This is a genomic window from Mesorhizobium caraganae, from assembly GCF_016836705.1.
Lineage (GTDB): Bacteria > Pseudomonadota > Alphaproteobacteria > Rhizobiales > Rhizobiaceae > Mesorhizobium > Mesorhizobium caraganae.
The window spans coordinates 45425-66687 of record NZ_JAFCGY010000028.1; the positions used below are offsets into that span (position 1 = coordinate 45425).

A 21263-nucleotide genomic window follows, 5' to 3' on the forward strand; every position below is an offset into this window, starting at 1 on the left:
AAGCGCGCCCTCTCGCGCGAGCCGGCAGAAGTCAAAAAATAACCTGTTTGTACTGTGTTGCTTTTGTGGATTTTGTTGATATGATCTGCGCCGGCAGCGGAGGCAAAGGATGGACAAATCCATATTGTTAGATCCCGGCACGTCGGCGATCGCGATCGAGAACGAAGGTGCCCGAGGCAATATCGTCATCGTGTGCGAGCATGCCTCTCGGCTGTTACCGGCGAAGCTTGGAGACCTTGGTCTGGATCCCTCGGCACTCGAGAGCCATATCGCCTGGGACCCAGGCGCTCTCGAGCTATCGAGGCTCCTTTCCTCTTCTCTGGATGCAAGCCTTTGCTACCAGCGTTTTTCTCGACTGGTCTATGACTGCAATCGGCCACCGGAGGCAGCATCGGCAATCGTCGAGAAAAGCGAGACGTATCAAATCCCGGGCAACAAAAGCATTTCAGAGGCGGAGCGCCAGGCGCGCATCGATGAAATTTACTTGCCGTTTCGCAATGGTCTTTTCGAGCTTCTTTCCTCTCGCAAGGCCGGAGGACGAGAAACCATCCTGGTGACGATCCACAGTTACACACCGATCTATTTTGGCAAAGAACGCGAGGTTGAGATCGGAATTTTGCACGACAGCGACAGCCGGCTTGCAGAGGCGATGCTTTCAGAAGCTGAACGGCAGGATCGACGATACAAAGTTCTGCGAAACCAGCCCTATGGCCCTGCCGACGGTGTCACGCACACACTACTCGAGCATGGTATCGCAAACAGCATTCCTAACGTGGTGATAGAAGTTCGAAACGATCTTCTGGCCAGCACGCAACAGCAGGCCACGATCGCGGCATACCTGTCCGCGCTAATAAAAAAAGGCGCCGAGGCGATACAGGGCGACTGGCAGCACTAAAGAGAATTCACATCACACGATCTGATTGCAACCGGCGGTGGGTCGGGATGCTTTTCGGCAGCGTGCGTTTTCGGAAGCACCATCCATCCACTGAGGTACTTCGATGCCCATTACTTACACATTCGATGACTTGAAAAAGGATGTCACCGAAGGTCGCATCGACACCGTTCTCGCATGCCTTGTCGATATGCAGGGCCGCTTGTTGGGCAAGCGTTTTCACGCTCAGTTCTTTGTAGATGGCGCCTACGAAGAGGACGCATAGCTGCAATTATCTGCTCGCCACCGATATGGAGATGGAGACCGTCCCCGGCTATAAGTCGACGAGCTGGGCCGCCGGTTACGGCGACTACACGATGAAGCCGGACCTCGCCACGCTGCGCAAACTGCCCTGGCTCGAAGGCACGGCGCTGGTGCTCTGCGACGTGCTCGATCCTCATACCCACGAGGAAGTGCCGCACTCGCCGCGCGCCATCCTCAAGAAGCAGGTGAATCGGCTGGAGGCCATGGGCCTCAAGGCCTTCATGGCGAGCGAACTCGAATTCTTCCTCTTTGACCAGAGTTTCGATGGCGCACGCGAGAGCGGTTACCGCGACCTGCGCCTCACCTCCGGCTACAACGAGGATTATCACATCTTCCAGACCACCAAGGAAGAGGATGTCATGCGGGCCCTGCGCAATGGTCTGCAGGGCGCGGGCATTCCGGTGGAAAACTCCAAGGGCGAGGCCTCGCCCGGTCAGGAAGAGATCAACGTACGGTATGCGGACGCGTTGACCATGGCCGACCGGCATTCGATCATCAAGAATGCCACCAAGGAGATCGCCTGGCAGCGCGGCAAGTCCGTGACCTTCCTCGCCAAATGGAACTACACCGCCGCCGGCTCCTCCTCGCATATCCACCAGTCGCTGTGGAGCGCGGACGGCAACGAGGCAAAGTTCTTCGACAAGGATGCCAAGTATGGCATGTCGGAGCTGATGCGGAACTATGTCGCCGGCCTGCTCGCGCATGCGAGCGAGATCACCTATTTCCTCGCGCCCTACATCAACTCCTACAAGCGCTTCGTCGCCGGCACCTTCGCGCCGACCAAGGCGATCTGGAGCAAGGACAACCGCACGGCCGGGTACCGCCTGTGCGGCCAAGGCACCAATGGCATCCGCATCGAATGCCGCGTCGGCGGCTCGGACCTCAATCCCTATCTCGCCATGGCGGCGCTGCTCGCCGCCGGTATTGCCGGCATCGAGGAGAAGCTGGAACTTGAAGCGCCCTTCGTCGGCGATGCCTATGGCGGCAAGGACATCCGTGAAATCCCGAAGACACTGCGCGGGGCGACGGCGGCACTGAAGGAATCCAAGATGCTGCGCGAGGCTTTCGGCGAGGACGTCATTGACCACTATGCCCGCGCGGCGGAATGGGAGCAGGAGGAATACGATCGCCGCATCACCGACTGGGAAGTGGCCCGCGGTTTCGAGAGAGCTTAGGACCCGGCGGGGAAACAATTTAGCCAAGCCTAGAAGCGCGCGTTACCGCAGATCAACTCAGACAGAACCAATAGGAAGTCAATGGTGACTGTGATCAAATGCATATCCCCCGTGGATGGTTCGGTTTATGCCGAGCGTGAGGCGATGCCGCTGGCCGCCGCGCAAGAGGCCGTGGCTCGCGCCAAGAAGGCGCAGAAGGCCTGGGCAAAGTACCCGCTCGAAGACCGTGTCCAGCTGGTGCTGAAGGGTGTCGCCCGCGTCAACGAGATGGCCGACAAGATCGTGCCGGAAATCGCCTGGCAGATGGGCCGCCCGGTGCGCTACGGCGGTGAATTCAAGGGCTTCAACGAGCGCTCCAACTATGTCGCCGAGATTGCCGGTTCGTCGCTGGCGCCGATCGTCATCGAGGAGAGTGCCCAATTCGAGCGCCGCATCGAGCGCGAGCCGCATGGCGTCGTCTTCGTCATCGCGCCGTGGAACTACCCCTACATGACCGCGATCAGCACGATCGCCCCGGCGCTGATGGCCGGCAATGCCGTCATCATCAAGCACGCCGCCCAGACGCTGCTCGTCGGCGAGCGGCTGGTACGGGCTTTCAACGAGGCAGGCGTGCCGGAAGACGTCTTCCAGAACGTCTTCCTCGACCATGACACGACCTCGGCGCTGATCGCTGGCAACAGTTTCGACTTCGTCAACTTCACCGGTTCCGTCGAAGGCGGCCGGTCGATCGAGCGGGCCGCCGCCGGCACCTTCACGCCGGTCGGCCTCGAGCTCGGCGGCAAGGACCCAGGCTACGTCATGGAAGACGCGGACCTCGACGCCGCCGTCGACACGCTGATGGATGGCGCCACCTACAATTCCGGCCAGTGCTGCTGCGGCATCGAGCGCGTCTACGTCAACGAGAAGCACTACGACGCCTTCGTGGAAAAGTCCGTCGCGTGGGTTTCCAACTACAAGCTCGGCAACCCGCTCGACCCCGAAACGACGCTTGGACCGATGGCGCACAAGCGCTTCGCCGCGACCGTTCGCGCGCAGATCGCCGATGCCGTCTCGCACGGTGCCAAGGCGCTGGTCGATCCGAAACTCTTCCCTGCCGATGACGGCGGCGCCTATGTCGCCCCGCAGATCCTCGTCGATGTCGATCATTCGATGGAATTCATGACGGAAGAAACCTTCGGCCCGGCCGTCGGCATCATGAAGGTGAAGAGCGACGAAGAGGCGCTCGCGCTGATGAACGACTGCAAATACGGCCTCACCGTCTCACTGTGGACGAAGGATCCCGAGCGGGCCGCGAACATCGCGCGCGATCTCGAAACCGGCACGGTCTTCATGAATCGCGCCGACTATCTCGACCCGGCGCTCTGCTGGACGGGTGTCAAGGAAACCGGCCGCGGCGGCTCGCTCTCCGTCATCGGCTTCCACAATCTCACGCGGCCGAAGTCCTACCATTTCAGGAAAGCACTCGCATGACCATCATCGCCAACTGGAGCTACCCGACCGCCATTAAGTTCGGGACAGGCCGCATCAAGGAGCTGGCCGATCACTGCGAGGCGGTCGGCATAACGAAGCCGCTACTCGTTACCGACCGTGGCCTTTCGACGATGGCGATCACGAGAGAAGCGCTCGACATTCTGGATGCCGCGAGCCTCGGCCGGGCGATGTTTGCCGATGTCGATCCCAACCCGACCGACAGGAACCTGGAAGCTGGTGTCAGAGCGTTCAAGGACGGCGGCCATGATGGCGTCGTCGCCTTTGGCGGCGGCTCCGGCCTCGACCTCGGCAAGGCGATCGCCTTCATGGCGGGCCAGTCGCGGCCGGTATGGGATTTCGAGGATATCGGCGATTGGTGGACGCGCGCCAATCCGTACGGCATCGCGCCGATCGTCGCTGTGCCAACCACCGCCGGCACCGGCTCGGAAGTCGGCCGCGCCTCGGTCGTCACCAATTCGCAGACGCATACGAAGAAGGTGATCTTCCACCCGAAGCTCCTGCCGTCGGTCACGATCTGCGACCCGGAACTGACGGTCGGCATGCCGAAGGTCATCACATCGGGCACCGGCATGGATGCCTTGGCCCATTGCCTGGAAGCCTATTGCTCGCCGTTCTACCATCCGATGAGCCAGGGCATCGCGCTCGAAGGCATGCGTCTTGTGAAGGAATACCTGCCGCGTGCCTACAAGGACGGCACGGATATCGAGGCGCGCGCCCACATGATGTCGGCCGCCGCCATGGGCGCCGTCGCCTTCCAGAAGGGGCTGGGCGCGATCCACTCGCTGTCCCACCCGGTCGGAGCCATCTATAACACCCACCACGGCATGACGAATGCCGTGGTGATGCCGCCGGTGCTGACCTTCAATCGCCCGGCGATCGAGGCGAAGATCGCCAGCGCGGCCGCGTATCTCGGCATTGCCGGCGGCTTCGACGGTTTCTTCGACTATGTGCTCAGGCTGCGCGAAGAACTCGGCGTGCCGGACAAGCTGTCGACGATGGGAATCGCTCCTGATCGCATCGACGAATTGTCGGCCATGGCGATCGACGACCCAAGTGCCGACGGTAATCCCGTGCCTATGACCCTCGAAAATACGAAGGCACTCTTCAAGGATTGCTTCTGATTTTGAGTACGTGGTTCCCTGGATCGACCAGGGTTCCGTGCTCCAACGGGACAGGACATCAACAATGTTGGCCCGGTGGAGGGCCGCGCGAAGACACTGCTCATCGCGGCGTAGCATATGGCCAACTGGCTGCACCACGGCATCGTCAGGCTCTTGGCGCTCTAATGCGCAAGGCCGCTTGATGGCAGCCCACTTCGGCTCCGCAGCCTGCGGACCTCAACGGAAAGGAATGTTATATGTCGAGACCAAACAAGCAGGAGTTGTCGACCCTTACCTTCAACTCCTTGGCCGTCCATGGAGGCAATGAGGTTGACAAGACATCGGGGGCCATTCGCACTCCGATCGTCATGGCGAACTCCTACGCTCTGCCCTATGACCCATCCATGAAGGATTGGTCGGATACCCAAAACCCCTCCTACACGCGCAACTCGGGCCACAACCAGATCTGCTTGCAGCGCAAGTTGGCAGCCATGGAAGGTGGTGGGGACGCGGCCGTCTTTGCAACCGGCGTCGCCGCCCTGCACGCTGTCTTCTTTACCTTCCTCAAAACCGGTGACCACGTGATCGTCAGCGACGTCACCTACCAGGCTGTCTGGCGGCTGTTCGCCGAGCTCTTGCCGCAGCGCTACCAGATCGAGGTCACCTTCGTCGACATGGGCGATATGGGTGCCATCAAGGCCGCCGTGCGGCCTAACACGAAGCTCATCCATACTGAGACCATCGCCAACCCGACCACAAAGGTGGCCGACATTGCAGCCCTGGTGTCCGTCGCAAAAAAAGCAGGCATACTGCTCTCAGTCGACTCCACCTTCACTCCTCCCCCCTCATATGAGGCGAGTTGTGTCAACGGTAGCGGCGGCGAAATCACCTCGGACGCTGTCGGGATCGGCCTCGCGGCGAATTGCGGAACAAGTCCACATCACCTCATATCCGGTCGGCTCGGGTGGAGCCTGCACCCATATCCCGCATGCACGGGCAAGTTTGGCGAGGCCGGGAAGGATGGGACCCATCTTTTTGACGGCGTTAACTGCCCTGGGGGGCGCCGGTCCACATCCATCCCGCTTCGTCGCAAGTGACGTTGGCCGCCCTCGCGTCGAACTTTTTCGTCAGGCCTTGGTCATGGCGCCCTCCGGCAGCAGGCCCTGGGTCAGATACCGCCACAAGGCGATTATCAGCTTGCGCGCCAAGGCGACGATCATGGTGCGGCGGATGCGTCCTTTGCCGGCGCCGACGCGCTCATGAAACCAGCGCGCGAGACCGCTATCGGGCTGATGGCGCAGCCACAGCCAGGCAAGTTCAATGGCGGTTCGTCGCGCTCGCGGATTGCCTGATCTCTGGATGCCTTGATCGCGGCTGACCGCGCCGCTGCTCCAAGGGCTGGATGCAAGACCGAGATAACCGGCGATCTCACGCCGATTCTGGAAATCGCGGAAGAACACCTCGTTCGTCATTATGCTTGCGATCGTCAGGCCGATGCCACGCAGATGACTCAGTTGGACGATCCCGGGAGCTGTGGTCTCGGCGGCCTGACGCTGCTCAGCCTCGACCTCCATGATCATCTCGATTACTTGCCACAAGCGGCGGCACTCGCGCTTGATCTCGTTCTTCAGGCAGGGCGGCAGATTCCGCCCGTCAGCCGTGCGCAGCGTCTCGAGCTGCTCACGCCAGTCCCGTCTGGCTGGCTTGAAGTCGCGGATGCCCTGGGTCATCAAAAGCCCCTTGACGCGGCTCGAATGCTGGCCGCGTTCGTTGACGAGCCGAGCCCGTTCCCGGCTGCGACGGCGATCGTTCTCCTGCTCGAGGCTCGGCACTCGCACAACTCGGCAGACCCTCGGCTCGCCACGTTCCAGCGCCATCAGCGTGCGCAGCAGCGCCGCCGCATCGAGGCGATCCGTCTTGGCGCGGCGTGACCGGCGGTCGACCAGGATGCTGGCCGCGTCCAGAACCTGATTGTCGATGCCGCGGTCGCACAGGAAACGATGCAGCCAGAAACCGTCGTAGCCGGCCTCGTAGCACGACATTACCCGAACCGGACGCGTCAAGGCGGCCTGCGCCTGTTCGCGCCGGTGTTCAATGAGAGCCATAAGCCCTTCGGTGTCGCCTCCTTGCAGGCGATGCAGGCTGATCTTGTCGACCGCCGGCGAGTGCAGAGCCACAAGCCAGGTCGACTTGCTCAATTCCAGTGCCATGAAAATTGTGGCAGTCTTCTCGTCGACGGGCGGCAGAGCAACGGATGAGAGATTCATGAGACGTCTCCAGGGTTAGGATGTCGGACCCCGAAACCTTACCTGAGTTCCGCCGCCCGTCGCCTCATGGGATCTTTTTCCGCCCACTGGCGTTGGGTGCGGACCTCGTCGTCCATTCGCTGACCAAGTACATCAACGGTCACGGCGATGCGATGGGCGGTGTCGTGATCGGCTCGAAAGAACTCGTCCATCACCTCAAGGCCGATGCGCTCGTGGACCTCGGCGGAACGATCTCGCCCTTCAATGCCTGGCTGATCACCCGCGGCTCGGTCACTCTTCCCCTGCGGCTGAAACAGCAGTTCTCAACGGCTGAGGTTGTCGCCAAGTACCTCGAAAGCGAAAAGCGCGTCGCGTATGTCACCTATCCCGGACTTGAAAGTCATGACAAGCACGGCTTGGCGAAGGCACAGTTTGCCGGCAAGGGCTATGGGGCAATGATGGCCTTCGCGGTCGACGGAGACCCGGATACCCAAAACCGCTTCGTCGCCAACCTGAAGGTCATTACCTCCGCCCCCTCACTCGGCCACGACGAGAGCCTGATCGTGCATGTCGGCGGAAGCGGTCGCGGCGGCGCCGAGCACTATCCGGACAACTTCCAGAAATACGGCCATCTGCGGCTTTCCGTCGGCCTTGAGGATCCGGAAGACCTCGTCGCAGACATCAAGAACGCTCTTGATCAGACCTGGGGCTAAGCGGTCATCCGCCTTAAGCCAACAAGTTCTCGTTTACGTGGATTAAGGCGGGGAGCCGCCCCCGTGGCTCCCACACGAAGCTCGTATAAAAATGGGGTACATTTGCAATGGAGTATTTCATCCAGCAGCTCGTCAATGGGCTGACGCTTGGATCTATTTATAGTCTGATAGCCATCGGCTACACCATGGTTTACGGCATCATCGGCATGATCAATTTCGCCCATGGCGATATCTTCATGCTGGGTGGATTTGCTGCTCTCATCACCTTCCTCATGCTCACCAGCGTGTTCGTCGGCCTGCCGGTCGTCATCCTGGTGCTGATCATGATCGCCGCGGCCATGCTGACGGCGTCCTTATGGAACTGGACGATCGAGAAGGTGGCCTACCGGCCGCTGCGCGGCTCGTTCCGCCTGGCGCCGCTGATCACCGCCATCGGCATGTCGATTGCGATCTCGAACTTCATCCAGGTCACGCAGGGTCCGCGCAACAAGCCGATCCCGCCGCTCGTGTCGTCGGTCTACAACATCTTCGGCATCGCGATCTCGCTGAAGCAGCTGATCATCATGCTGCTGACGGTCATCCTGCTCGCGACCTTCTGGTACATCGTCAACAAAACCTCGCTCGGCCGCGCCCAGCGGGCGACGGAACAGGACCGCAAGATGGCGGCGCTGCTTGGCATCGACGTCGACCGGACGATCTCGGTCACCTTCATCATGGGCGCCGGCCTCGCCGCCGTCGCCGGCACCATGTACCTGATGTACTATGGCGTGACCGTCTTCACCGACGGCTTCATTCCGGGCGTCAAGGCCTTCACGGCCGCGGTTCTGGGCGGCATCGGCTCGCTTCCGGGCGCGGTTCTCGGCGGCCTGCTCATCGGCCTCATCGAGAGCCTGTGGTCCGCCTATTTCACCATCGACTACAAGGACGTCGCGACGTTCTCCATCCTCGCCATCGTCCTGATCTTCAAGCCGTCGGGCATTCTCGGACGACCGGAAGTCGAGAAGGTTTGAGTTCATGGCAAATATGTCAAACATGTCTGAGAGGGCCGGCGGGAGCCTGACGGCATGGGCTCTGCGCGAAGGCTTTTACGCCGGCGCCGTCTCGCTCGGCCTTTTCGTGCTCTTCGTCGGTCTCGAGACCACGCAGAACATCCGCAACGAACTCGTGCTGAACCGGCGCTTGGGGCTGCTCGGGATCTTCGTGATTGTCGCCGCCGTCGGCCGCTTCCTCACCGTCGCCTATCTGCGTCCTTGGGCGGCGGCGCGCAAGGCGGCCGCTGCGGCAAAGCCGGCGGAAGGCGAAGAGGGCTTCTCCAAGCGCAACTTCAGCAAGATCGCCATCGTCTTCCTGCTGCTCTACCCGCTCATTGCCATCTCGATCTTCGGCGTGCAGGGTTCGCTGAAATGGGTCGACAATTTAGGCATCCAGATCCTCATCTACGTGATGCTGGCCTGGGGTCTGAACATCGTGGTTGGCCTCGCCGGCCTGCTCGACCTCGGCTATGTCGCCTTCTATGCGGTCGGCGCCTATTCCTATGCGCTGCTGTCGCAGCACTTCGGCCTATCCTTCTGGGTTCTGCTGCCGCTCGCCGGCATCCTGGCCGCCTTCTGGGGCATGATCCTCGGCTTCCCCGTGCTGCGCCTCAAGGGCGACTATCTCGCCATCGTGACGCTCGCCTTCGGTGAAATCATCCGCCTGGTGCTCATTAACTGGACGGAAGTCACCAAGGGCACCTTCGGCGTCTCCGGCATTCCGAAAGTGTCCGTCTTCGGCATCTGGTCGTTCGACGTCAGCGCGGCGAACAACTTCGCCAAGGCTTTCGGCCTGCCGATGTCATCGGCCTATTACAAGATCTTCCTCTTCTATCTCATCCTGGCGCTCGCCCTTTTAACCGCTTATGTGACGATCCGACTCCGCCGCATGCCGATCGGTAGAACCTGGGAAGCAATGCGCGAGGACGAGATCGCCTGCCGCTCGCTCGGCATCAACACGGTGACGACCAAGCTGACAGCCTTCTCTATCGGGGCGATGTTCGGCGGCTTCGCCGGCTCGTTTTTCGCCGTGCGCCAGGGCTTCGTCTCGCCGGAATCCTTCGTCTTCCTCGAATCGGCGATCATCCTCGCCATCGTGGTTCTCGGCGGCATGGGCTCGCTCGTCGGCATCGCGGTCGCCGCGGTGGTAATGATCGGCGGCACGGAGCTGCTGCGCGAAATGCAGTTCCTGAAGCGGGTCTTTGGCCCCGATTTCACGCCCGAACTCTACCGCATGCTGATCTTCGGTCTGGCGATGGTCGTCGTCATGGTCTGGAAGCCGCGCGGCTTCGTCGGCTCGCGGGAGCCGACCGCATTCCTGCGTGAACGCAAGGTGGTCTCCGGCAGCTTCACCAAGGAAGGGCACGGCTGATGGCCCCGGGGATGAATACAGTAGCGAACGACACGATGACGAACGATCCCATCCTCAAGGTCGAGCATCTCTCGATGCGCTTCGGCGGCCTGATGGCCATCAACGACCTCTCCTTCGAAGCGAAGCGCGGCGACATCACGGCGCTCATCGGGCCGAACGGTGCCGGGAAAACCACTGTCTTCAACTGCATCACCGGCTTCTACAAGCCGACCATGGGGATGATCTCCATGCGCCAGAAGGCGGGCAAGACCTTCCTACTCGAACGCATAACGGACTTCGAGATCACCCGCGATGCGAAGGTCGCCCGCACCTTCCAGAATATCCGGCTCTTCTCAGGCCTGACGGTTCTCGAGAACCTGCTAGTCGCCCAGCACAACATGCTGATGAAGGCGTCCGGCTATACGATCCTCGGCCTGCTCGGTTTGCCGACCTACAAGAAGGCTTCGGTGGAATCGATCGAGATCGCCAAGTACTGGCTGGAAAAGGCCCACCTCATCGAGCGGGCGGACGATCCGGCTGGCGACCTGCCCTATGGCGCGCAGCGGCGCCTGGAAATTGCCCGTGCCATGTGCACGGGGCCGGAATTGCTGTGCCTCGACGAGCCGGCGGCGGGCCTCAACCCGCACGAGTCGCTGGCGCTCAACGGGCTGCTGCGCTCGATCCGCAAGGACAACGATACGTCGATCCTGCTTATCGAGCACGACATGTCGGTCGTCATGGAAATCTCCGACCACGTGGTCGTGCTCGAGTACGGGCACAAGATCTCCGACGGCACGCCGGACCATGTGAAGAACGATGCGAAGGTTATCGCGGCCTATCTCGGTGTCGAAGATGATGAGGTCGAAGAGGTGATCGAGGAAATCGAAGGCACGCAGGGAGGTATGCAGCAATGAGCGATACGCTTCTCAGCGTTCAGAGCGTGGAAACTTATTACGGCAACATCCGCGCACTCGCCGGCGTCAATATCGACGTGAAGAAGGGCGAGATCGTCAGCCTCATCGGCGCCAACGGCGCCGGCAAGTCGACCCTGATGATGACGATCTGCGGCAGCCCGCAGGCCCGCGCCGGCACCGTCACCTTCGACGGCGAGGACATCACGCGCCTGCCGACGCATCTCATCGCGCGGCGCCGCATCGCGCAATCGCCGGAAGGCCGTCGCATCTTTCCGCGCATGACGGTGTATGAAAACCTCCAGATGGGCGCGAGCCTCGACAATCTGAAATATTTCAACGAGGACGTGGAGAAGATCTACACGCTCTTCCCGCGCCTCAAGGAGCGCCAGGCCCAGCGCGGCGGCACGCTTTCGGGGGGCGAGCAGCAGATGCTGTCCATTGGCCGCGCGCTGATGGCGCGTCCGAAGCTGCTTCTCCTCGACGAGCCGTCGCTCGGGCTTGCGCCGCTGATCGTCACGCAAATCTTCGACGCCATCAAGGCCTTGAACCAGGAGCAGGGTCTCACTGTGTTCCTGGTCGAGCAGAACGCCTTCGCCGCCCTCAAGCGATCCAATCGGGCCTATGTGATGGTCAACGGGCAGGTGACGATGAGCGGTTCGGGCAAGGAACTTTTGGCCAATCCGGAAGTGCGCGCCGCCTATCTCGAAGGCGGACGCCACTAGGATGATCGAGGGAGCTAAGAAAATGCAGGGAATCCTCTACGAAGAACCGTCGATCTGGCAGTACCTGTCGATCACCATCATCATGGGGGGATGGACCGCCTGGCGCACCGGCAAGAGCGTGGCTGAGAACTGGCAGAATTACACGACGCTGGTGATCTACGCGCTGCTGCTGGGCGTGGCGATCCGGTTCATCCATCATGCGCTCTTCCACGGCACTATGCTGGCACCACAGTACTATATCTTTGACACCGTTATACTTTCGTCGTCGGCATTTTTTGGTTTCCTGTTCCACAGGACACGGCAGATGACAAAAAACTACTATTGGCTCTACGAAAAATCTTCTCCTCTTTCTTGGAGGCGCACGTAGCCAGAGACACCTGCGACCTATTCTCGGTCGCGGCCCAAGCATATCGGCGCATGAATGCGGGACTTGCGTCCGATTCACTCTAGCCCGCTCTAATCTGGGAGTCACAATATGAAGAAGTCCCTCTTGTCGGGAGTTGCCTTCGCTACAATGGTCGCTTTTAGCGGCAACGCCTGGGCTGATATGCTGATCGGTCTTGGTGGTCCGCTCACCGGCCCGAACGCTGCATTCGGCCTGCAGATGCAGAAGGGTGCCGAGCAGGCTGCTGCCGACCTCAATGCAGCCGGCGGAGTCAACGGCGAGCAGATCAAGGTCGTGCTCGGCGACGACGTGTCCGACCCGAAGCAGGGCGTTTCGGTCGCCAACAAGTTCGTCGCGGATGGCGTGAAGTTCGTTGTCGGCCACTTCAACTCAGGCGTCTCCATACCGGCCTCAGAAATCTACGCGGAAAACGGCATGCTGCAGATTTCGCCAGCCTCGACGAACCAGACCTACACCGAGCGTGGTCTATGGAACACCTTCCGTACCTGCGGGCGTGACGACCAGCAGGGCGCCGTAGCAGGCTCCTTCATCGCCGCAAACTTCAAGGACGCCAATGTTGCTATCGTTCACGATAAGACACCGTATGGCCAGGGTCTTGCCGACGAAACCAAAAAGGCAATGAACAAAGCCGGCATCACCGAAGCGCTCTATGAAGGTGTCACGCCCGGTGAAAAGGACTTCTCAGCGTTGATCGCAAAGATGAGGCAAGCCGGTGTTTCCGTCGTCTACTGGGGTGGCATGCATACTGAGTTCGGCCTTATCGAACGGCAAGCCGCTGACCAGGGCCTGAAGGCTACTTTCATGTCCGGCGATGGTATCATCTCGAACGAATTGGCCTCCATCGCCGGCGACGCCGTCAATGGCACGCTGATGACTTTTGCACCCGACCCGCGCAAGAATCCAGCTGTAAAGGATCTCCTGGAGAAGTTCCGCGCTGTCGGCTTTGAGCCAGAAGCCACCACATTGTACACATACGCTGCTCTTCAAGTCATTGCTGAAGGCGCCAAGGCCGCTGGCTCGAACGATCCACAGGCTGTTGCTGAAGCCATCAAGTCGAAGGGTCCGTTCAAGACCGCCATCGGCGAACTCGGCTTCGACGAAAAGGGCGACATCACACGTCCGGCCTACGTCATGTACACCTGGAAGAAGGGTGAAGACGGCAAGTATAGCTACTTCCAGAACGAGTAGTGGTGTCCGGCCGGGCGGCGCATGCACGCCGTCCGGCCGTTTCGCTCAACAGCGGAGGTCAAAGGAGACTTTTCAACGTCTTTGCACTAATGCGGGAACCGCAAATGACGAGAACGACTGTCTTGCCCTCGAAGCGAGATGGATCACGTTCCGCGGCTTCGAGCAGAGCAGCTATGGCAAGTCCTGCTGACCCTTCCAGCAGATGATTGTCGTTCTCGATGTAAAGCCGCATCGCGGCCTTCGTGGCCTCCTCAGAGAGCAGATGCCATTCGTCGACGAGCTGAGTAACCAATGGAAGGGTGATGGCATCCTCTTCCATGCCCCCAGCGCATCCGTCAGCAATCGTTGGATCAGCATCGAAAACGACAACCTTGCCAGCCTTGATTGATGCATACATCGCATGATCGGCTTGTGGGGAACACGCGCAGACTCGAACTTTTTGTCCGATACCCCTCAGGTATCCAGCAATACCGCTGAGCAGTCCGCCACCCCCGACCGACAGGAATAACTCGTCGACCTGACCGATCTGCTCCAGCAACTCCTTGCCGATCGTCCCCTGGCCGCCAATGATCGCCGGATCGTTGTAGGGAGAAGCGAATGTCAGCCCGCGCTCGTCAGCGAAAGCACGGGCGTAGATTTCGGTTTGTCCGGCGTCGTTCGAGTGAAAACGAACCTCTGCACCGAGGCCGCGGACTGCGTCTACCTTAACGGACGAGGCGTTCTCGGGCATGAAGATCAGGCTTTTTGCTCCGAATGCATTTGCCGCATACGCAACAGCAGCGCCATGGTTTCCTGTAGAAGCAGCGACAATCCCCCTAGCACGCTCGGCGTCTGACAACGAGGCGATCTTGTTCATCGCCCCGCGGCCCTTGAAGGAACCAGAAACTTGAAGCTGTTCAAGCTTGAAGAAAACGTTCGCCCCAGTCCGGCTGCTGAAGTAGTTGGACCGCTGTAGAGGGGTGCGGTGAATATGGCCGGCGGTCCGGATATGTGCAGTTTCCACGAGGGCGGGAATGTCACTTACCGCAATAGAATGAGCTTTAGTCACCGTTGGGTCCTTTCTGGAAAAAAAGTTCGTGCTGGGCACCATGTCAGAGTGACCTCGCGGTAAAGAAGTCCAGTTTTTAAGAAAGTGGTATCATCGGCTCCTGCAGATGGATGCCACTTTGGCCGTGCAGTTCTCCTGCAATGGAATGGAGGGATCGTGGTGCGTTCTGAGGGTACGGTGCGGGTTTTGTCCTTTCTGGGCGACTGGAGCAGACCCGGCGAACCGCTTTACAAGAGTCTCGCCGGCGCTATTGAGGCTTGCGTGTTGCGGAAGGAGCTTGTCCCTGGCGAGCGATTGCCTTCGGAACGAGAGCTAGCTGCAGACCTTGGCATCAGTCGAACCACGGTCTTGCGAGCTTTCCAGCATTTGAAGGAGAGTGGCGTAGTCGTGGGACAAAGGGGCAGCGGGACGCGGGTCGCAGGCGCGCCGGGCGCGAAGGTTTCTTTGCCCAAAGTGGTGCGCTCAGCCTCGCGACTGGCACCTGGTGGCCAAAAGGCGTCATCAGGGACAGTCGACTTGTCCATAACTGCACCTGAAGCTCCAGAAGCTTTAGCTCAGATCATCGTTGAACAGGGAGCTTTCCTGCTTTCGGAGCGGGATTACCATCCGCAGGGCCTGCCCCAGCTTCGAATAATGATCGCGAGCCGCTACGACAATGCCGGGCTCCCTACAATACCCGAGCAAATAATCATTACGACTGGTGCGCAGCAGGCCATTAGCCTGGTAGCCGCCGCGGAGCTATCCCGTGGTGATCGGGTCTTGATCGAAGATCCAACATACCACGGCGCAATCGACGCTTATTCTTTAGCTGGAGCGCGTCTCGTGGGGGTACCAATGGGACGACTTGGGCTGTGTCCAATTGTAACGAGGCATATGGTCCTCTCCATATCGCCCCGTCTGCTCCATGTAACTCCCAACCACCAGAATCCGACGGGAGTGGTCTACACTTCCGATGTGCGCGCAGAGTTAGCAGAGATTGCTGACGAGACGGGCCTAACGGTACTTGAGGATGACACCCTAAGCGCTTTGTGGTTCGACGAGGAACCGCCACCGCCCCTTGCATCTTGGAGCAGAAAGGATCGCGTGGTCACGGTCGGTTCATTCAGCAAGACCCTCTGGGCCGGGCTCCGCGTTGGCTGGCTTCGGGTTCCCCGTCGAGAGGTGGGCCGTTACGTTGCGATCAAGGTAGCTGCTGATCTGGGAACCGGACTTTTGGGGCAGGCTCTACTCGTCAGCGCCGGCAGCACTATTGATTCCTTGATTCGAGCAAGAGTGGCACATCTCCGATCCGCACGAGATATCATGTCAACGCTGCTGCGCCAGCACATGCCAGATTGGACTTTTGTGCCGCCAGGCGGCGGTGCCTTCCTTTGGGTCGATGTAGGAGGTTTAAACACAGCCGCCTTTCAGCAGCTAGCGTTGAGGCAAGGTGTCCTGTGTACCGAAGGTGATCTTCTATCACCTACCCGCAGCGTGCTCCACCACCTACGCTTGGCGTTCGATCAACCCGTTGAGAGTCTCGAACTTGGCGTAAGACGGTTGGCGGCAGCACGTGCAAATTCGGTGCGTGGTTGATAATCGCGCTCAGCCAAGCATATGCGCTTTGCTGGAAGATAGGACCGCTGACGACGCCTGCTGCCAGCAAGAGCAAAAACGCCTGCCTTGGTTCGTCGCGACGCCCATGATCCGTATGTTGCTCGGCCCGGGACTCGCAGCTGCGATAGGTGAAGACGATCGCAGGTGGTGGAACTCGGATGACATTCTGCGTTCCCTTGATAAAAATCGACGGTGCGTTAACTCGCGTGGTGACCTAGTAATAGTTCGCCAAGACTTTGGATGATGCCAAGGTCGAAGCAACGAAGTCGCTCGTCAGTATGGGGACCGTCAGAATTTCTCAAGGGAGGCGCGCTAGACCGGCGATGTCTGCGCACCGCTCTATCACGACCTCGACGGGCGCTGCATCCTGAGGCGGCAACCTGGTGTGCAGCCTTGATCTGACGATTGGTTGTTTGAACTGCTTGGCCGAAGCTGATGATTGGCATTCGGCATCGTTAGCCAAGCGCAGCGATCAACTCGTCGCCAGCAGTTTCGCTCCTCTCTTGCTGCTCCCGTGTCGAAGGGCCGGGCAGTCCCAGCAGTACGCTGAGCATATGGGTACCGAGCAGCCGGTCGATGAATTGCACGGCAAGTTCGCGCCGCCGCTCGGCGCTGAGGTCGCCGGTCTCTTGCTTCAGCCCAAGCAGGAACACGACCATACCTTCGAGATTACCCACAAGGCCAGCATGCGCCATCTCCGCCAACCCGGGAAACCGAGTGGCCTCGGCAATGACAGTGCGCATGAGGGCGATCGTGTCGGGGTCCGTAAAACGGCTCTGCGCCGTCATCCCTGCCCAGACCAGGACGTCTCGCAGGGGCTTCTTCAGAAGGGCGTTCCACTCGGCCTGCTCGGATTCGTCGTCGGGATCGCAGGCATTGGAGATCACGGCCGAAAACAGATCGTCCTTGCTCTCGGCGTGCCGATAGAGCGTCATAATCGAGACATTCGCCGCCTTGGCGATGCTTTCCATGCTGGTTCCCTCATAGCCGGTGGCGAGGAAAGACGCCTTTGCGGCGGCGAGGATGTCGCCCCGCTTGCTCGCCATCAACTTCGCTTTAGGATGGTCGGAAGACCATGATTTCATGCTGCTTGACTCCATACGATAGTCAATCATATCGTATAAACGATAGTGAAGCATATCGTATCTCCCACATCAGAATACACGAAGGTCCCGACACATGAAAGCTGCCCGTCTGAAAGCCTACGGCGACGTCGATCAGTTCGTGATCGAGGACGTACCAATGCCCAAGCCGGAAGCCGGCGAAGTGCTGATCAAGATCGAAGCATCCGCGGTGAACCACTTCGACCTTATTATCCGCCAAGGCTTTATGGCCCAGTACATCCCGCTGGAACTTCCGGCGGTGTTGGGCGGCGATGCTGCCGGTACCGTTGTCGAGGTTGGCGCGGGCGTAACCGGAATCGCGGTTGGCGATCGTGTGATTGCCGACTTCGCTGCGAACGGCAGAGGCGCGCATGCCGAATATGGGGTGGTTTCAGCCACGGCGGTAGCCAGACTTCCGGCCAATCTCACGTTCGAGCAAGGCGCCGCTCTACCGAAAGCTGGTCTTACCGGGCGGCAATCGGTCGATGCTCTCGGCGTCCAGGCGGGCGACCGCGTCCTGATTTCGGGCGGCCTCGGTGCGGTCGGTCGCGCCGCGATCCAGTATCTCAAGGAGATTGGGGCGGAGCCGGTGGCCGGCGTCCGGCCTGATCGTCTCGAGGAAGCACGCCAACTGGCAGGCGAAGCGCTCGACATTACCGAGTTACCAGGGGGTGCTACGTTCGACTATGCGATCAGTGCCGCGGCACCCGTGGCGGGCAACCTCATCCGGCACGTGCGAGACGGCGGTCAGATTGCCAGCGTTGTTCCCGTGCCCGACGGTGCAAACACCGACAACCGCGTGACCATCCGTGAACTCTATCACCGCGCCGATGCGGCCACGCTGGCCGCGGTGGCCGATGCCGCGTCGCGCGGTGTGTTGACCATCCCGATCGCCAAGTCTTTCCCGCTGGATCAGATTGGTGCCGCCCAAAATGCCGTCGCCGCTGGCGCGGACGGGAAAGTCCTGCTGAAACACTGACCGCCGCGACATCGTCTCCAGCCATGCAAAACTTCTGACAGCGCGGAAGCGATGTTCTTACTGCGCCATCCAAAGATGGTAATCACCATGTCCATTTCTGAAGCTAGCGCTCCGTCGTCTCGCCCTTGGCACATCGGGCTGTAGGCCGCCCAGATCGTGCTCTTCGTCCTGTTCGGCATGCCGGGCGTCATGAAGACATTCATGGATCCGTCGGCTCTTGCGCCAATGGGCATTGCCTGGGCAACCGACGTCCCGGTCTGGGTTCTCCGCTTCATCGGCATCTGCGAATTGGCAGGCGCACTTGGAATGATCCTTCGGCAGCGACGCGCATCCTCCCGTTGCTGATACCCCTGGCTGCACTCGGGTTTGTCACTATCTAGGTGCTTGCCATCGGCTTCCATGCGTTCCGAGGAGAAACCAGCCACACTCTGCCGATGAACATCGTCTTCTGGCTCTGTCACTGTTCGTTCTCTGGGGCCGCACCCGAAAGACGCCAATTACCCGCAGCTAAAACAGCGGTTTTCAACCGGCCGATGCCTGCACGCCTACAATGAGCGCCGCGTCTCATCTTCGTGTTAACCAGGCTCGATCAAGCTCCCTTCCAGAATTAAGGCCCACCGCACTGGCCCTTGCTGTTTCGCACCGTATTTCTGGCGCGCTTCCAGGATGCTGCCGATGTGGTCGGCAGCCCACGTCTGCACGGCCGGCAGGGGGCCATCAAGCGGGCCCGGTTCAGGAGCACCCGCGTGCGCCGTCAAGATTATCTTGGTGGGTTGGGGGTTTGGTTCAACTTGCCGAGAGGCGGCGCCATGATGGTTTGACGATCAAAAGCAGATAAACTACATGGCACCACTCCTTGGGCTCCTTAGTTCTTGAATAGGGCGGCGTGGTCCGCCGCATAGGTCTCAAATGACCGCGGGGGCTCGCCGGTCAAGGTTCCAACGCCGTCGGTGACAGCAGCCACCCACCCTTCGCGGACGGGATAGAAGATCGAGGCGAGATGGCTTGCAAAGTCGGCCGGCATGCCGACGCCGGTCAGAATCCCTATGAAAGTCTGATCGTCGACAGGCTGATATCGAATCTCCTTGCCTGCGACTTTGGACAGAATTGTTGCCGCCTCGTGGTAGCTTAGCGAAGACGGACCAGTCAGATTGAATGCTTTGCCGTCAAACTGGTTGGTCCTGAGGGCCGCCGCAGCGCTTCTTGCGATGTCGCGGACATCGATGAAGCTCGACTTGCCATCTGCGGCCGGCACAGCGATCACTCCCTGCGCCTTGATCCCGGCAAGCCACGATAGGTGGAAGTTGTCCGCAAACCATGTGGGCCGCACGATCACGAAAGGCGTCCCGCTGCGTTCAAGAAACAGCTCGGCCTGGCGGTAGGGCATCCGGTCGTCCGGCGTCAACGCCGAAAGCCGTCTGCAGCACAACCTTTACCTTTCTTTCGATTGCCGCCTGCAATATCGGCATGAGGTAATCGGAAATATCGAGGCGGTCGCTCGGGACGAGAACATAGACGCGATCCACCCCGTTGAAAGCGTCCTTGTAGGTTGAAGGATCGCCTTGATCGAACCGGATCGCTTCTGCACCGATAGTGGCCGCCGTCGCAGCGCGCGAGGCCGCTTTCACCCGTTCACCGGCAGCGACGAGCTCGGGGACAAGGACTTGCCCCACGTTGCCGGTCGCGCCGACCACGAGAATCTTTCCTGACATGATGCATTTCTCCTAATATGTTATGGTACCCATATGATAGCTGCTGTTAGTAAGATACTACCTAGTCAATAAGGAACCATGTGTTAAGAAGGAACCATGAGCACACCTGGTACCACCGAAGGAACCGTGCCGTCGGGGCACGCGAGCCCAAATGTATTTTGCGAGCACTGCCCAACGCGGCTTGTGCTGGATGGCCTGTCGGACAAGTGGGTCGTACTCATTCTGGTGCGACTCTCGGAAGGATCTATGCGTTTCAATCAGTTGCGCAGAGAGATCGAAGGGGTTGCTCAGAAAATGCTGTCCCAGACACTGAAAAAAATGGAGCGCGACGGCCTTATAGGGCGCCAGGCTTTCGCTACTGTTCCTGTTACGGTGGAATATTCGATAACGCCGCTAGGACTGACGCTGGCAAGTAAGATCGTGGAGATTGCGCACTGGGCCGAGGAAAACATCGAGCAGGTATTGGCGGCGCAAGCCAGCTATGATGCCAATCAATAGTATGTTGGCTTCGCAGGCGCCTGGACTTTCTTGCGTTCGCGGGGGAGCGCCGCGACCAAGAGCCACAATATCAAAGACTTTGCGCGGAACGCATGCCAGGTCGACACCGCCGCGTCACACGACGGTATCTGGTGACCACTGCTCCTGCTTGTCAGTTGTAAGCTGGGCCGCAAGATCTCTGATCGGTGGGACGGCCGTGGGAGACGATGATGCCGAGCAGGCTTTGAACCGAATAGATGGCCACGTGCTCACGGTCGCACGAAGCCTCAAAGATTGGCGTTGAGGGCGACGATATCGGTTCCTGGCCGACGAAATTCGGCGAAGATTTACGCTTGTCGAGCGTGTGTTGTATGACAAAGCCGTCCTCTGAGGGCGCCAAAGTGATCTTGACATCACCGATCTCCGAAAGCCTCTCTACATGGGTCCCTCCGCATGGGATGACGACCTCGGCACCATCGAGGTTGCATCGCCACTGCCGAATTCCATCAAGCAATCCCTCGGAAGGCGTCAAACTGACCAACGTGTTCGTTTCCAGCCGGCGGTGTATCGTCCCGTTAATTTCCACACCCACGGTTTCAAGGTTGTTGAGGAAACCATCACGATCAAAGCCCTTCTTCTTGAGCGACTTGCCCAATCGATAGACGTCCGTGGACAAAGCCGGTTCGATTGAGGAGTTCTCTATTGCGGCCTTGTCGAGATTTGGCCGCCCAAGCGAATCGAGATCCGCAAAATCCTTGGTCCAGAAAGGAACTGAAGCCGCATTCAGTGCCAACGCGGCAAGATGCGCCGCCGTAT

19 protein-coding genes and 2 pseudogenes are annotated in these 21263 nt (G+C 59.8%); 16 read left to right on the forward strand and 5 right to left on the reverse strand.

Features of this window, described 5'->3' with window-relative positions:
- Positions 1 to 109: 109 nt before the first annotated feature.
- The 5 genes and pseudogenes from JQK88_RS28760 to JQK88_RS28780 all read left to right on the forward strand — a co-directional run bounded on the left by JQK88_RS28760 (position 110) and on the right by JQK88_RS28780 (position 6058).
- Complete coding sequence (locus tag JQK88_RS28760; RefSeq protein ID WP_192251687.1) at positions 110 to 895, forward strand: N-formylglutamate amidohydrolase; 786 nt, start codon at positions 110 to 112, stop codon at positions 893 to 895.
- Between the two features lie 103 nt (positions 896 to 998).
- Positions 999 to 2370, forward strand: a pseudogene (locus tag JQK88_RS28765) (glutamine synthetase family protein).
- An 84-nt stretch (positions 2371 to 2454) separates the two neighbouring features.
- Positions 2455 to 3840, forward strand: coding sequence for an aldehyde dehydrogenase family protein (locus JQK88_RS28770; RefSeq protein WP_203280201.1), 1386 nt, complete (start codon positions 2455 to 2457; stop codon positions 3838 to 3840).
- On the forward strand, positions 3837 to 4982 hold the full coding sequence (locus JQK88_RS28775) for an iron-containing alcohol dehydrogenase (RefSeq protein ID WP_203280202.1): 1146 nt from the start codon (positions 3837 to 3839) through the stop codon (positions 4980 to 4982). The genes JQK88_RS28770 and JQK88_RS28775 overlap by 4 nt, the downstream gene beginning before the upstream one ends.
- A 236-nt stretch (positions 4983 to 5218) precedes the next feature.
- On the forward strand, positions 5219 to 6058 hold the full coding sequence (locus JQK88_RS28780; protein WP_246750086.1) for an aminotransferase class I/II-fold pyridoxal phosphate-dependent enzyme: 840 nt from the start codon (positions 5219 to 5221) through the stop codon (positions 6056 to 6058).
- A gap of 30 nt (positions 6059 to 6088) precedes the next feature.
- Here the strand turns inward: JQK88_RS28780 and JQK88_RS28785 are convergent, their stop codons facing one another.
- The gene (locus JQK88_RS28785; RefSeq protein ID WP_203280203.1) at positions 6089 to 7228 is read right to left on the reverse strand and encodes an IS110 family RNA-guided transposase; all 1140 of its coding nucleotides are present in this window, start codon (positions 7226 to 7228) and stop codon (positions 6089 to 6091) included.
- 20 nt (positions 7229 to 7248) lie between these two features.
- Here JQK88_RS28785 and JQK88_RS28790 point away from each other — a divergent pair, with 20 nt between their 5' ends.
- From JQK88_RS28790 to JQK88_RS28820, 7 genes are all read left to right on the forward strand, one after another.
- Positions 7249 to 7920 (forward strand): PLP-dependent transferase, encoded by a 672-nt coding sequence (locus JQK88_RS28790; protein ID WP_246750087.1) that lies wholly within the window; start codon positions 7249 to 7251, stop codon positions 7918 to 7920.
- 107 nt (positions 7921 to 8027) lie between these two features.
- Positions 8028 to 8930 carry a branched-chain amino acid ABC transporter permease gene (locus tag JQK88_RS28795; protein WP_203280204.1) on the forward strand — a complete coding sequence of 301 codons (903 nt, stop codon included), beginning with the start codon at positions 8028 to 8030 and terminating at the stop codon, positions 8928 to 8930.
- A gap of 4 nt (positions 8931 to 8934) precedes the next feature.
- Positions 8935 to 10323, forward strand: coding sequence for a high-affinity branched-chain amino acid ABC transporter permease LivM (livM, locus tag JQK88_RS28800; protein WP_203280205.1), 1389 nt, complete (start codon positions 8935 to 8937; stop codon positions 10321 to 10323).
- A gap of 11 nt (positions 10324 to 10334) precedes the next feature.
- A complete protein-coding gene (locus JQK88_RS28805) occupies positions 10335 to 11216 on the forward strand; it encodes an ABC transporter ATP-binding protein (RefSeq protein WP_203280206.1) in 882 nt (293 codons plus the stop codon).
- Positions 11213 to 11938: an ABC transporter ATP-binding protein gene (locus tag JQK88_RS28810; protein ID WP_192251667.1), complete on the forward strand. Its 726-nt coding sequence runs from the start codon at positions 11213 to 11215 to the stop codon at positions 11936 to 11938. The genes JQK88_RS28805 and JQK88_RS28810 overlap by 4 nt, the downstream gene beginning before the upstream one ends.
- Before the next feature lie 22 nt (positions 11939 to 11960).
- Positions 11961 to 12305 carry a DUF6867 family protein gene (locus tag JQK88_RS28815; RefSeq protein ID WP_203280207.1) on the forward strand — a complete coding sequence of 115 codons (345 nt, stop codon included), beginning with the start codon at positions 11961 to 11963 and terminating at the stop codon, positions 12303 to 12305.
- Positions 12306 to 12413: 108 nt separating this feature from the next.
- Complete coding sequence (locus JQK88_RS28820) at positions 12414 to 13532, forward strand: branched-chain amino acid ABC transporter substrate-binding protein (protein ID WP_192251661.1); 1119 nt, start codon at positions 12414 to 12416, stop codon at positions 13530 to 13532.
- A 58-nt stretch (positions 13533 to 13590) separates the two neighbouring features.
- On the opposite strand, the gene JQK88_RS28825 is transcribed toward JQK88_RS28820, so the two are convergent.
- Entirely contained in the window at positions 13591 to 14622 is a 1032-nt protein-coding gene (locus tag JQK88_RS28825; RefSeq protein ID WP_203280208.1) for a threonine/serine dehydratase, read from the reverse strand.
- Between the two features lie 135 nt (positions 14623 to 14757).
- Here JQK88_RS28825 and JQK88_RS37570 point away from each other — a divergent pair, with 135 nt between their 5' ends.
- Entirely contained in the window at positions 14758 to 16155 is a 1398-nt protein-coding gene (locus JQK88_RS37570; protein ID WP_376740465.1) for an aminotransferase-like domain-containing protein, read from the forward strand.
- Positions 16156 to 16631: 476 nt separating this feature from the next.
- Here the strand turns inward: JQK88_RS37570 and JQK88_RS28835 are convergent, their stop codons facing one another.
- Positions 16632 to 17315: a TetR/AcrR family transcriptional regulator gene (locus tag JQK88_RS28835; RefSeq protein ID WP_192254679.1), complete on the reverse strand. Its 684-nt coding sequence runs from the start codon at positions 17313 to 17315 to the stop codon at positions 16632 to 16634.
- Positions 17316 to 17355: 40 nt separating this feature from the next.
- Between JQK88_RS28835 and JQK88_RS28840 the strand changes: the two genes are divergently transcribed.
- Together JQK88_RS28840 and JQK88_RS37575 are read left to right on the forward strand one after the other, a co-directional pair.
- The gene (locus JQK88_RS28840) at positions 17356 to 18258 is read left to right on the forward strand and encodes an NADP-dependent oxidoreductase (RefSeq protein ID WP_192254677.1); all 903 of its coding nucleotides are present in this window, start codon (positions 17356 to 17358) and stop codon (positions 18256 to 18258) included.
- Between the two features lie 156 nt (positions 18259 to 18414).
- Entirely contained in the window at positions 18415 to 18603 is a 189-nt protein-coding gene (locus JQK88_RS37575; RefSeq protein WP_192254675.1) for a DoxX family protein, read from the forward strand.
- Positions 18604 to 19123: 520 nt separating this feature from the next.
- On the opposite strand, the pseudogene JQK88_RS28850 reads toward JQK88_RS37575, so the two are convergent.
- A pseudogene (locus JQK88_RS28850) lies at positions 19124 to 19970 on the reverse strand (SDR family oxidoreductase).
- Positions 19971 to 20066: 96 nt separating this feature from the next.
- On the opposite strand from JQK88_RS28850, the gene JQK88_RS28855 reads away from it, so the two are divergent.
- A complete protein-coding gene (locus tag JQK88_RS28855; protein ID WP_192254673.1) occupies positions 20067 to 20468 on the forward strand; it encodes a winged helix-turn-helix transcriptional regulator in 402 nt (133 codons plus the stop codon).
- A gap of 151 nt (positions 20469 to 20619) precedes the next feature.
- Here the strand turns inward: JQK88_RS28855 and JQK88_RS28860 are convergent.
- Positions 20620 to 21263, reverse strand: a 644-nt coding sequence (locus tag JQK88_RS28860) for an alanine-tRNA synthetase second additional domain-containing protein (RefSeq protein ID WP_203280209.1), incomplete at its 5' end; no start/stop codon positions are given.